Origin of the sequence: Acetobacter cibinongensis, assembly GCF_000963925.1 — a bacterium.
Taxonomy (GTDB): Bacteria; Pseudomonadota; Alphaproteobacteria; order Acetobacterales; family Acetobacteraceae; genus Acetobacter; species Acetobacter cibinongensis.
The window spans coordinates 328,191-340,956 of sequence record NZ_BAMV01000017.1 but is presented as its reverse complement, the minus strand read 5'-3'; the positions used below and the strand labels follow the sequence as shown (position 1 = coordinate 340,956).

Here is a 12,766-nt window from a genome sequence, read left to right as displayed (position 1 = left end):
GTAAAAGGAACGTTCTTTTTCATAGCCGATTATGATAATAATTCTTATTATCTTCGCTACCCGGATGAGTTCATCCACCCAAATCGGACAGAAAAAGACATACACTGATGACACTGATCGGTCCCACACCTGTCCACCGTGCCGCTGCACCCAGCACGATTGGTCCGTCCCTTCACGCACCCTTTATACTGGACCTTCCTTGCGGGCTGAATACGAAAAGCTTTGTGGCCCCTCGTTCTGACCAACTGCACGGATGTTTTAACGAACCCGATGCCATACTTCACTGCTCGATCATTCTTTCTGGTGCGTGCAGCATGACCACCAACGGCAAAAGCCACCATTTTCAGGCACGAGATGTCATTTTAGCCACGCTACACCAACAAACGTTTTCTTTTGAAAACAGTGATGAGTTTTCCGCTCTGGAAATTCATGTGCCCGGCCATTTTTTAAAAACGATGCAGCTTCCTGTTTCTGAAAAAATTGAGTGTCAGGCAGTAGAACTTCAGTCAAAGACTTTCAAAGTGGCACGAGAGCTTTTTCTGCTGTCTCAAAACAACGCCACGGGCGCAGCCTCTTGTACTGCCCCGGAACAACTGATCCGTTTTGGGCTTGCTACCACTCTCTTGGGCTATGCCCTCACCCATACCAGCCCCAAAACGGCAACTCCGCCGGCTTACTCCCCCATACCGTTGGAAAAAGTGCGGCAAGCCTTATTGCAACGGTATGATCGCGCACCCGCCATTACTGACCTGGCCCAAATGTGCCAAGTCAGCCCCACCCGCCTTAAACAGGCTTTCAAAAAGCAGTTTGGTTGCGGCCCGTATTCTTTTTATCAGATACACAGAATGGAGCATGCGTCCCGGCTTTTGCACAGCAACAGTGTGACCGAGACCGCCATGGAGCTAGGCTACAGCAACATAAGCCATTTTAGCGCCGCGTTTCAAAAACAGTTTGGCTGCACCCCCAGCCAATGGCAACGCACCATGGGAACCAAGCCAGACATCACATCATAAAAAACCCCGGTCAGTGACGGGCACTGACCGGGGTTTTCTTACCAGAACTCTTTTGCGTGGCACTCAGTCTTCAAACGGGTCGCGCATCAGGATGGTATCGTCACGGTCCGGGCTGGTGGACAGCAGGGTGACAGGTGCCCCCACCAGTTCTTCAATACGGCGGACATATTTGATGGCCTGTGCTGGCAGGTCAGCCCAACTCCGCGCACCATGGGTTGTGTCTTTCCACCCTTCCATGGTTTCAAAAATCGGCTTGATACGCGCCTGAGCAGCCGGTGCGGAGGGGAAGCGCTCAATCTGCTGCCCATCCAGTTCATAGCCAACACAGATTTTGATTTCTTCAAAACCGTCCAACACGTCAAGCTTAGTCAAAGCCAAACCGTTAACACCGCCAACGCGCACAGCATGACGCACCAGAATGGCATCAAACCAGCCACAACGGCGCGGCCGCCCCGTCACGGTGCCAAACTCGTGCCCACGCTCACCGAGTTTGCGCCCCGTTTCATCATGCAATTCAGACGGGAAAGGCCCTTCCCCCACGCGGGTGCAATACGCCTTGGCAATGCCCAGTACAAACCCGGCAGCGCCTGGCCCCATGCCTGACCCTGTCCCTGCATTGGAAGCTACCGTGTTGGAGCTGGTTACAAACGGATAGGTGCCGTGGTCCACATCCAGCATGACGGCCTGCGCACCTTCAAACAGGATACGGCTGCCTGCGCGGCGTTCTTCATCCAGCAGGTCCCATGTGGGGGCCATGTAAGGCAGAACCTTAGGGGCAATATCGTTCAGGAAGGCCAGCAGATCTTCCTTCTTGAACGTTTCCGCACCCAAACCGGCCAGAAGAGTGTTGTGGTGCAGCAGGAGCTCATCCAGCTTCCAGTCCAGCGTTTCCGGCTCTGCCAGATCACACAGGCGGATAGCACGGCGGGCCACCTTGTCTTCATAAGCCGGACCAATGCCACGGCCTGTCGTGCCAATCTTACGGTCACCGCGTGCTGCTTCACGCGCACGGTCCAGTGCCCCATGAACAGGCAGAATAAGTGGTACGTTTTCAGCAATTTTCAGGGTTGCCGGGGTCACAACAAGCCCCTGCTCCTGCACCCGGCTGATTTCAGCCAGCAGCGCCTGCGGGTCTACCACAACGCCGTTGCCAATAACGCCAATCTTACCACTCACAACACCTGATGGCAGCAGGGACAGCTTGTAAACCTGATTCCCAACAACCAGCGTATGCCCCGCATTGTGGCCGCCCTGAAAGCGCACAACGATATCGGCACGACTGGCAAGCCAGTCGACAATTTTGCCTTTACCTTCATCGCCCCACTGGGCGCCAATTACGGTGACGTTGGACATTGGATTGTCTGCTCCTGGAAGAAAAAATGCCGGTTAACAACCCTGTAGGGCGTAGGGCTCGGCCTAAAAGCGGGTGGTTATGCAAGCTCCGTGCATGTTGCACCGGCAAGAACGTGGCTACAGCCAAGGCGCACAGCCTCAGCCGAATGGTCTGTATGCTGCCCGTTTGCCGCAGGCAGAGCAGCTAACGTTGCGTAACCTTTGGCACGCAGGCTGGCTGCGGTAGCGCTATCGGCCCCAGGCATCAGATACACACAGGGCAGAGGCTGCGCGGCCGGAATCATGCGGAACAACACATCCGGCCGGAAAGTAAGGCCACAGGCAGGTTCGTTATCGTTACACAGGTAACGGCCACCCCGGCCAAGCTCCTCCGCACGGCCCACGGCAAACACCGTAACGCACACGCCGGTATGGTATTTCCAGCCCCGGAACTCCACCGGGTCCACAGTCAGACGCAGGTCTGGCCGTTGGGCATGCACAGCTTCAACTGCATCTATCAGACGTTGCAGAATCGCGCGGGCTTTGGGGGGCAGAGTAATCTGGTTCAGCAGGCTGACAGCCTGAGCCGCCGGGCCTGCGGCCCGTAACAACGCAATAAGAGTTTCTGACAGCGCGCCGCCAAGTTCTGCCACGGCAGCGGCATCCTTACGGTCCAGCGCCCGCAACAACGCCTGCCGTGCAGACGGTGCAATGCCAGCCTCTTCCAGCAACGCGGGAACAAACGGGGGCATGGTCAGGTCAAAGGACACACCGGGCACGCCCAACCGTTCCAGCGCCTGTGCGGCAACCGTCACAACCTCAGCATCTGCCTCCGGTACATCCGGGCCGATCAATTCAATACCCGCCTGCATGATCTGACGGCCACTTTCTTCCGCCGCAGCGGGCATGACCACCACACACGGCCCGGCGTAAGACAGACGCAGCGGGCGCGGCAGGCCCGACAAACGAGTCGCGGCCATACGGGCAATTTGTGGTGTAATGTCAGGGCGCAGCACCATCATGCGCCGGGAGTCCGGGTCCATGACCCGAAAGCTCTGCTCCGCCAGCGCAGCACCAGAGCCTGCAAGCAGGGTTTCTTCAAACTCCATCAGCGGGGGTCGCACACGATTATACCCGTGCGAGGCAAATACCCCCATAAGAGTAGTCACACCCTCTGCCTCTGTACGGGCATCGGGCGTGAGCAAATCTACGAAACCGGCCGGCAGCAGGGCCGGACTGAAGGGCGGGTCTTCCGTCATGCCTCCGGCTATAGCATTGCCAGCCGCACACGTCATGCCCGCAAAGGCGCACTTTTTTGCAGTTCTTTCATCCGCAACCGGCCTCAAAAGTTCAAAATTGAGCGCCAGCCGGGTATTAGTGTGGCTGCACAGGCTGCTTTACCGTCACAATAGTTTCCGCACAGCCCCCAAAGATTGCGCTTTCGGGCGCATTTAACCGCAAGATTACTGCTCCTAAGCCTGCGGCATACCCGGCAGGGTTTCCCAACCCGGCCCGATAATGGTGATGATCCGGCGGCCCATACCATCAGCCTGAAGCACAATCACATTGCGGTCTTCCAGCCATTCCAGCAGGCGGCGGGCGCGGCCTTGAGAAACCGTGCCATATACGCGGGCAATTTCCGCATCGGACGGGCTGGGCTGTCTGGCAATGGCTGTGCGGGCAAGGCACAGAAAAACGGACTGAAGGTCTTCTGGCAGCGTAAGCGCCAGCGATTCGGCCTCCTGCCACTCCGGAGTGGCGGACATATCTTCACTCACCCCGCTGCGGGCAGTTGCCAGAGCGCGGTTGAAGCTCTTGAGGTCCAGCGCGTTACGCCCCAGCCCCACAATGCGGCAACGCACCAGAAAATCCTGATACAGCACGGACGCAGAGCGGAAGGATGTTTCTTCATCTTCCAGCATATCCCGCAATATGGCGGCCATCCGGGCATCCCGCTCGCCCTGATCTTCGGGCGGTTCGTCCTGCTCCTGCTCGGCCTGAGCGGTGGTGGCCTGTGCTTCCCCGTGCGCAGCAAGCTGGGACAACAGGTCCGGTGCGGGAGCTGCCGGGGGTTTACGCGGGCGGGTAAAGCTTTCTGTGGCCGGAAGGGGGGCCAGAATGAGATCGTGCACAGGCTCGGTCGGCGGTACGAACGGGGCTAGAACCGGTCCCGCAGAACGGCTTTCCGTCTCAACCGCACCAATACGCACCGGAACTGGGCGGCGCCACAAGGCTGGACCCAGTGCAACAAACGTACCACGCGCAAGATCACGGAAGGCCTCGGCCTGCCTGCGCTCCATACCCAGCAGGTCCGCCGCACGCGCCATATCAATATCCAGGAACGTACGGCCCATCAGAAAATTGGAGGCTTCAGCCGCCACGTTCTTGGCCAGCTTGGCCAGACGCTGGGTGGCGATAATACCCGCAAGGCCACGTTTACGGCCACGGCACATCAGGTTGGTCATAGCTCCAAGGGAGGCACGCCGCGCTTCGTCAGACACCTCACCCGCAGCAGCGGGGGCAAAAAGCTGCGCCTCATCCACCACCACCAGAACGGGGTACCAGTAGTCCCGTGGGGCCTCAAACATACCGCCCAGAAAGGCGGCGGCCCATTTCATTTGTTGGTCAGCGTCCAGCCCCTCAAGGTTGAGTACAACGGACGCACGATGCATCCGCATACGCTCCCCTGCGGCATGAAGCGCCATTTCCGAGTAATCAGCCCCATCAATCACCAGATGGCCGAACTTCTCGGCCAGACTGACAAAATCGCCCTCCGGGTCAATGATCGCCTGTTGCACAAGCCGTGCAGACTGCTCCAGCAGCCGCCGCAACAGGTGCGATTTCCCTGAGCCAGAGTTGCCCTGCACCAGCAGGCGCGTTGCCAGAAGTTCGGCAAGGTCCATGTGTGCGGGGCCGCCGCCCGGCACTTCCCCCAGTGTGATCATGTTGGTCATGGGGGAGCAGATACCGCTATGCGTGGGTATCCCGCAACCATTGCAATGCACCCTTTGCCGCTGCCCGGCCAGTTGCAAGGCAGGCGTGCAGCAGATAACCGCCGGTTGGGGCCTCCCAGTCCAGCATTTCACCCGCCACAAAAACGCCGGGTCTGGCCGCCAGCATGAACTGTGGCGTGCAAGCCGCCTGCGCCACACCCCCGGCAGTGGAAATAGCCCGCGCCAGAGGTTGGGGCCCCGTAAGGGTAATGGGCAAGGCCTTGAGCCGCGCTGCTAAAGCCTGTGGGGTAGTAGGAACCTCTCCCGCCTCTCGCAGCAGGGCGACCGCAACAGGCGGTAACCGCAAAGCCTTGCGGAGCCGGTTGGACAGGCTCTCCCGCGGGCGCACAGTGGAGAGACGGCTGGCCAGCGCCTGCTCGGTCAGGTCCGGGCGTAAATCCAGCATCAGAGTGGCAGAACCGTGCTGAGCACTCTGCTCCCGCAAAGCAGCTGACAGAGCATAGAGCGCTCCGCCCTCCAGCCCTGTTGCCGTCACCACAATTTCACCGCGTACCGTCTGGTCGCCAAAGCAAAGCGCAATAGGCTTGAGTGGGGTCCCTGCAAACCGTTCCTGCATGGCCGGAGACCACGCAACCTGAAAACCGCAATTGGAGGGAGCAAGGGGTGACACGGCAACACCTTGCCCCTGTAACGCAGGCACCCAACCGCCCGTGCTACCCAGGCGCGGCCAACTGGCCCCGCCAAGGGCCAGAACCATCACATCTGGCACATAAGGCGACTGGAGGGAGGCTGGCAGCGTGCCCTCCGGCTGTGCAGGCGCAAAAACCGGGTGACCGGCTGCGTCCCACCCCGTCCAGTTGACGCGAGTGTGAAGCACAACACCCTGCTGGCGCAGGCGCTCCAGCCATGCCCTCAGCAGTGGAGACGCCTTCATAACCGTAGGGAATACCCGGCCGGACGAGCCAACAAAGCTTTCCTGCCCTAGCCCCGACATCCATTCCCGAATATCATCGGTAGTCCAAGCATCCAGTGCGGGCTTTAACCACGGCGCTGCGGTGCCATAGCGGGCCAGAAGCTTATCGGGCAACTCGGAGTGGCTGATATTCAAGCCCCCTCGCCCCGCCATCAGCAGCTTACGGCCAAAGCTGGGCATATGCTCTACCACCTGCACGGCGCAGCCTGCGGCAGAAAGCACTTCTGCCGCCGCCAGCCCGGCCGGGCCACCACCGACAACGCAGACACGAGCCGCCTGAGAGAGAGGCGACAAAGGGGGGGTATTCAGGGTCACCCTGCTTTCTGCCCGCCCCCGGCTGCACGCACTGCGGTTGCCAGGTCTTTAATCTGCCCTAGAACGCTTGGGAGTGTCTGCGCAGTGGCCTTACCGTTTTCATCAAGCGTTTCAGCCAATGTGGCCAGCAATGCGGAGGCAACAACCGCACCGTCTGCTATGCTGGAAGCCGTTGCAGCCTGTTCTGGAGAACGGATACCAAACCCGATGGCGACAGGCAGAGAAGTTGCGGCCCGCAAACGCGGCAGTGCTTTTTGCAGATCTTCCGCACTGGCTGTGCGTGTACCGGTAATGCCTGTAATGCTGACGTAATAGACAAAACCTGAAGCATGAGAGAGCACATAAGGTAGGCGCTCATCTGTCGTGGTGGGTGCGACCAGACGGATGATATCAAGGCCGTTGGCCTCTGTATGCGGTTCAATAACGTCTGCTTCCTCGGGCGGCAGATCAACAATAATCAAGCCGTCCACACCAGCTTTGGCAGCATCCGCACAGAAGCGTTCATACCCATAGGCTTCAATGGGGTTGAGATAACCCATCAGGATAATGGGGGTTTCGGTATCGTCCTCACGGAAGGCGGACACCATACCCAGTACACCCGCCAGCGTTGAGCCAGCCTTCAGCCCGCGGCGGGCCGCAAGCTGAATGACCGGACCATCAGCTGATGGGTCAGAGAAGGGAACCCCAACCTCAATCAGATCTGCCCCGGCGGCAGGCATGGCTTTAAGGAGCGCCAGCGAGGTTTCACGGTCCGGGTCAAAGGCCTCAAGATAGGGAATGAGCGCACCACGCCCTTCGGCGGCCAGAGATTTGAAGCGGGCGGCAATACGGCTCACAGTTTCACTCCCAGATGTTCAGCAACGGTAAAGATATCTTTGTCACCCCGGCCTGAAATATTCACGACCAGCAGAGTGTCCTTAGGCAGGGTGGGGGCAATTTTGGCGGCATAGGCGATGGCATGGGCGGATTCCAGCGCTGGGATAATGCCCTCCGTGCGGGTACAGAGCTGGAAGGCGTCTAGCGCCTCCTGATCCGTAGCGCCCACGTATTCAGCACGGCCAATATCATTCAGCCATGAGTGTTCAGGCCCCACGCCCGGATAATCCAGCCCAGCACTGATGGAATGGGCTTCATCAATCTGTCCGTCAGCATCCTGCAACAGGTAGGTCCGGTTGCCATGCAGCACGCCGGGGCGGCCACGCTCAATAGACGCTGCGGTTTTCCCGCTATCCAGCCCGTGGCCTGCGGCTTCAACACCAATCAGACGCACCGAGGCATCATCCAGAAACGGATGGAAAATGCCCATGGCATTGGAGCCACCGCCAATAGCGGCCACCACAATATCCGGCAGGCGATCTTCAAGCTCCTGCATCTGTATTTTGGTTTCTTCGCCAATAATGCTCTGAAAATCACGAACCATGGCGGGGTACGGGTGCGGGCCAGCCACTGTGCCCACAAGGAAGTAAGTATCCGCCACATTGGCCACCCAGTCCCGCATGGCTTCGTTCATGGCGTCTTTCAGGGTGCCTGCACCAGCGGTAACAGGCACAACTTCGGCCCCCAGCAGGCGCATACGAAACACGTTGGGTTTTTGGCGCTCAACGTCCGTAGCCCCCATATAAACAACGCATTTCATGCCGAACAATGCACACACCGTTGCAGTCGCCACACCATGCTGGCCTGCACCGGTTTCAGCTACAATACGGGTCCGGCCCATACGGCGGGCCAGCAAAATCTGCCCCATGACGTTATTAAGCTTGTGGGAGCCCGTATGGTTCAGCTCCTCACGCTTCATGTAAATCTTGGCACCGCCAAGTTCCTTGGTCATGCGCTGGGCAAACCAGAGCGGGCTTGGGCGGCCAACATAATCACGCAGGTAGAATGCCAGCTCTTTCTGGAAAGCCGGGTCACTCTTGGCTGCGCTATAGGCCTGATCCAGCTCCAGCAACAAAGGCATGAGGGTTTCAGCCACAAAGCGCCCGCCATACCACCCGCCAAAGTGCCCACGCTCATCCGGCCCGTGCCGGAGGGAGTTAGCTTGTGCTGCGGATATGCCGTGTTCTGTTGTGTCTGCCATAGCTGGTTCTAACGCTCCTGAATTTGCGTGGTATGCCGGGGCCGCCCTGGCCCAAAAGCAGGCATCTGGCTTACCAGAAGCCTGACGCAGTTGCACAGAGGGCGGGCACGCTAAATTTTACCTCGGCCCGTACATCATTGTTCCGACGGAAACGCTGCCTCACCCGGCATGGCGCGACAGAGTTATGACACAACAGAGCCAGATTTCCGTTATTCCAGACTGTCACTTGTCACTCTCCTTTCGGTCAGGCCATAGTTCCAGCGCCTGCATTCCAGGGATTGGCCCTGTCATAAAACGATACGCTGTGAGGAGAATTGCATGTTTCTGGCCCACAAGCCCGGAGCCCCCGCCCGAGCCATTGAAAGTGAGGCTGACGCGCAAGACGTAACGTGGATTGACCTGCTGAACCCCACCCCGCAGGAGCAGGCTCTGGCGGGCCGCATCTGTGGGCAACCTTTGCCAACGCTGGATGACCTGAGCGAAATTGAAAGCTCATCACGCATCAGTGTGCGTAATGGGGCAGCTTTCCTCTCCACACCGCTTCTCAAAAAAATCGGTCCTGAATTTCAGAGTTCACCCGTAGGGTTTATTCTAACGGCAGACCGACTGATCACCATTCGCTACCAGCCCTATCCTTCTTTTGAAGCTGTTGCCCAGCTTGTGGCCGAACATACCCTGCCCCCTGCCCCGGCATCCACTCCCGCACCTAGCACGGTTATTGGCCCGGCACAGGATGCAGCACACCCGGACCAGAAAAGCCCGCAAACCGCTGCCGCCCCACCGCAGCGCCTGAAGCCCGCACCCATCGGTGCGGGAGAAATTCTGGTTGCCCTTATTGAGACAATTGTCGATCGTCTGGCCGATATTCTGGAGAATGTGGGGCTGTTACTGGACAAACTCTCGCAGGATATTTTCAAACGGCGGCAGAACAAATCCCCCATGCACAGTATTGCAGCATGGCAGCGAGACCTGCTGGAACGGGTAGGAAGTGCCGGAGACCTCTGCTCCCGCGTGCGGGATGCATTGCTGGGTCTGGAGCGCATCACCATTTTTCTGGGCGAGAGTAAAAAGGATGGGGCAGCGCCTGCCTCTGGCCTCCCCCTTTCCGCCCGACGCTTTGAGGCTGGAGTCAGCTCCCTCTCCACAGAAAACGCGCCTTATGCCCTATCGGGCGCGTTAAGAGGGCGCATGACAACCGCCAACCGAGACCTGTCCTCCCTGACGGATTACGTGTCCCAAGCCGCCAGCAAAGTGGAATTCCTTCTGGATGCCACACTCGGTTTCATCAGCATTGAACAGAATGGCATGATGAAAGTGCTGACGGTTGTCAGTTTTATTGGTGTGGCTCCCACCCTGATTGCAGGGGTTTATGGAATGAACTTCAAGGACATTCCGGAGTTAGAATGGCGATACGGCTATTGGTATTCTCTTGCATTAATGACGGCCTCTGTTGTGCTGCCACTGCTGTGGTTCTGGCGTAAAGGCTGGTTGGGAGGCATTAAATGACCCGCTTTTTTATAGCATCAGCACTCGGAGCCTTCACTGTTCTGCTGGCACAAAACCTGCCCGCGCATGCCGCGCAAAACCCACCCGCCAACGCAGACCAAGCGACCTTCGACCGTCTGGCGGCAGAGCCCCTGCGCTATGCTGGCCTTTCCTCCCCCGGCAACGCCCGTATTCTGCTGGGCCTGCACCCAACTGCGCAAGGCGGGCTTGAGGGGGAAATGATGCAACTGGATGCCACCATGCGGCCCCAGTTTGCCGGACCAGCCAAAGGCCATTTTACCGGAACAGCCCTGCACCAGACCGCTCGCTGCACGGTCTCCATTACCCTGCCGGAGCGTGACCTTCTGCTGGATGGTCCGTGCTCGGACAGCCAGATGTCTGGCGCACTGAGCGTGCATCAACGCCCGTCCCAGTTATGGTCCCAGGTGTCTCAGTTCATCTCGCCGGACCCGACCCTGTCCCAATACTGGCTGACCCGGCAGGCATGGCAGCAGGCCACCACGCCATCAGCCACCCGGCCTTGAGCGCAACAGATGCTTCGGGCGTTGCCTTGGCCCAAGGTTGACGCCGTAGCGCAACACCATTATATTTTGCGCCAGACACTGGCTGACTTCACCTGCCCAGTGCTTTTCCTCCCTTAGTCAGGATCCATCCTGCGTCGGTGTGTCGGCGTGGCGCTTCGTGTGTCATGCAAGGCTGTATTTCCCTGACGCTGGCTTCCCTATGGTCCAGACCTCCCTTTTCTGACCTACTTGCCAATCAGGGCATTTCTCAATGCATCTTGCGGAACTCAAGGCCAAATCTCCGGCCGATCTTCTAGCCTGCGCTGAAGACCTCAATATCGAAAACGCCTCGTCTTTACGCAAACAGGATATGATGTTTGCCATCCTGAAGACGCTGGCAGACAACGATCAGGCCATTTACGGCGATGGCACGCTCGAGATTTTGCATGACGGGTTTGGCTATCTTCGCTCCCCCGAATCAAACTACCTTCCCGGCCCGGATGATATTTACATCTCCCCCACACAGGTGCGCCGCTTCGGCCTGCGTACCGGTGACACGGTTGAGGGCCAGATCCGTGCCCCGCGGGATGGTGAGCGGTATTTCTCTCTGCTCAAAATCAACAGCATCAATTTTGAACCGCCGGAGGCTGTGCGCCACCGCATCAACTTTGATAACCTGACCCCCCTCTACCCCGAACGCCCCCTGCGTATGGAAGTAGAAGGTGCTGCGCCGCCGGTGGCTGAAACCAAAGGCAAAAAAGGCAAAAGCACTCAGGACTTCACACCCCGTGTGATTGACCTTGTAGCCCCCATTGGTATGGGCCAGCGTGCCCTTATTGTGGCACCACCCCGTACGGGTAAGACGGTCATGCTGCAAAGCATTGCGTCTTCTATCTCCGCCAATCATCCGGAATGCTTCCTCATCGTGCTGCTGATTGACGAGCGCCCGGAAGAAGTGACCGACATGGCCCGCTCCGTGCGCGGTGAAGTTGTGTCCTCCACCTTTGATGAGCCAGCACATCGCCACGTGCAGGTTACGGAAATGGTGCTGGAAAAAGCTAAACGGCTGGTTGAGCACAAACGCGATGTAGTCATCCTGCTGGATTCCATCACCCGTCTGGCCCGTGCTTACAACACCGTTGTGCCGTCATCCGGCAAGGTACTGACCGGCGGTGTGGATGCCAACGCGCTGCAACGCCCCAAACGCTTCTTTGGTGCTGCCCGTAACATTGAAGAAGGTGGCTCTCTGACCATTATCGCCACGGCACTGATTGATACCGGCAGCCGTATGGATGAAGTGATCTTTGAAGAGTTCAAAGGCACGGGTAACTCCGAGCTTATTCTGGACCGCAAGCTGGCTGACAAGCGTACCTTCCCTGCCATTGACATCACCAAGAGTGGCACCCGTAAGGAAGAAATGCTGGTTGACCGCGCAACCCTGTCCAAAATGTGGGTTCTGCGCCGTATTCTGGCCCCTATGGGCACGATGGACGCCATGGACTTCCTGCTGGACAAGCTGAAATACAGCAAATCCAACAATGACTTCTTTGAAGCCATGAACAACTAACGCTGTAGTGCTTTGACAGTATGGCACACAGACAGGAGGCTCCGGCCTCCTGTTTTTGTATGTACCCGTCAGGCGCTGGGCGGTGCGACCAGCTTTTTCTGTATGGTCAGCACAAATGTCCCGTCAGGCTCGGCCTGATCGGCCAAGATCAGATGCCCCAGAGCGCGCACTGACTGGGTGACATTTTTGTGAGGTTCCGCTCCGCGCAGATGCACGGCCAGCAGGCCGCCAGGCAACAGCCCATCCAGCGCCAGCCGGGTCCGCACAAAGGTCATGGGGCATTTCTCGCCGGTAATATCAAGCATAACAGTATCCGGCACACGGTTATCCTGCATGGTGGAGATATCCTGCATTCTGTTCAGCCTCTCTCAACCCGGGGTGTCCGGGCACATGGAACGTGCTAATGGAGACTGAACATAGAAAACCTGCCCGCTCGTGTAAAATTGGACAAACCCACTCCGTTTCGGCTACCTCATGCATAAGAAATACAGGTGGTAAGTTAAGCAGGATTTGCGCCCTTGAAATC

General features: G+C 58.2%; 11 protein-coding genes. 4 read left to right on the top strand and 7 right to left on the bottom strand.

What is annotated here, in order from left to right; translation table 11 throughout:
• The first annotated feature begins 107 nt into the window (after positions 1–107).
• Positions 108–1,013, top strand: coding sequence for a helix-turn-helix transcriptional regulator (locus Abci_RS10735; RefSeq protein ID WP_048839111.1), 906 nt, complete (start codon positions 108–110; stop codon positions 1,011–1,013).
• A 63-nt stretch (positions 1,014–1,076) separates the two neighbouring features.
• Here the strand turns inward: Abci_RS10735 and Abci_RS10730 are convergent, their stop codons facing one another.
• The 6 genes from Abci_RS10730 to trpB all read right to left on the bottom strand — a co-directional run bounded on the left by Abci_RS10730 (position 1,077) and on the right by trpB (position 8,664).
• Positions 1,077–2,366 carry an adenylosuccinate synthase gene (locus Abci_RS10730; RefSeq protein WP_048839110.1) on the bottom strand — a complete coding sequence of 430 codons (1,290 nt, stop codon included), beginning with the start codon at positions 2,364–2,366 and terminating at the stop codon, positions 1,077–1,079.
• Between the two features lie 77 nt (positions 2,367–2,443).
• The gene (locus Abci_RS10725; protein ID WP_084597621.1) at positions 2,444–3,640 is read right to left on the bottom strand and encodes an ATP phosphoribosyltransferase regulatory subunit; all 1,197 of its coding nucleotides are present in this window, start codon (positions 3,638–3,640) and stop codon (positions 2,444–2,446) included.
• A gap of 177 nt (positions 3,641–3,817) precedes the next feature.
• Entirely contained in the window at positions 3,818–5,299 is a 1,482-nt protein-coding gene (locus tag Abci_RS10720) for an ATP-binding protein (protein WP_048839109.1), read from the bottom strand.
• Positions 5,300–5,315: 16 nt separating this feature from the next.
• Positions 5,316–6,587, bottom strand: coding sequence for a TIGR03862 family flavoprotein (locus Abci_RS10715; protein WP_244877649.1), 1,272 nt, complete (start codon positions 6,585–6,587; stop codon positions 5,316–5,318).
• Entirely contained in the window at positions 6,584–7,423 is an 840-nt protein-coding gene (trpA, locus tag Abci_RS10710) for a tryptophan synthase subunit alpha (protein WP_048839108.1), read from the bottom strand. The genes Abci_RS10715 and trpA overlap by 4 nt, the downstream gene beginning before the upstream one ends.
• On the bottom strand, positions 7,420–8,664 hold the full coding sequence (gene trpB / locus Abci_RS10705; RefSeq protein ID WP_048839107.1) for a tryptophan synthase subunit beta: 1,245 nt from the start codon (positions 8,662–8,664) through the stop codon (positions 7,420–7,422). The genes trpA and trpB overlap by 4 nt, the downstream gene beginning before the upstream one ends.
• 318 nt (positions 8,665–8,982) lie before the next feature.
• On the opposite strand from trpB, the gene Abci_RS10700 reads away from it, so the two are divergent.
• The 3 genes from Abci_RS10700 to rho all read left to right on the top strand — a co-directional run bounded on the left by Abci_RS10700 (position 8,983) and on the right by rho (position 12,240).
• On the top strand, positions 8,983–10,170 hold the full coding sequence (locus Abci_RS10700) for a CorA family divalent cation transporter (protein ID WP_048839106.1): 1,188 nt from the start codon (positions 8,983–8,985) through the stop codon (positions 10,168–10,170).
• Positions 10,167–10,694: a hypothetical protein gene (locus Abci_RS10695; protein WP_048839105.1), complete on the top strand. Its 528-nt coding sequence runs from the start codon at positions 10,167–10,169 to the stop codon at positions 10,692–10,694. Before Abci_RS10700 ends, Abci_RS10695 begins: the two co-directional genes overlap by 4 nt.
• A gap of 250 nt (positions 10,695–10,944) precedes the next feature.
• On the top strand, positions 10,945–12,240 hold the full coding sequence (rho, locus tag Abci_RS10690) for a transcription termination factor Rho (RefSeq protein ID WP_048839104.1): 1,296 nt from the start codon (positions 10,945–10,947) through the stop codon (positions 12,238–12,240).
• Positions 12,241–12,308: 68 nt separating this feature from the next.
• Here rho and Abci_RS10685 read toward each other — a convergent pair whose 3' ends face one another.
• Positions 12,309–12,593, bottom strand: coding sequence for a sulfurtransferase TusA family protein (locus tag Abci_RS10685; protein ID WP_244877648.1), 285 nt, complete (start codon positions 12,591–12,593; stop codon positions 12,309–12,311).
• Positions 12,594–12,766: the final 173 nt, after the last annotated feature.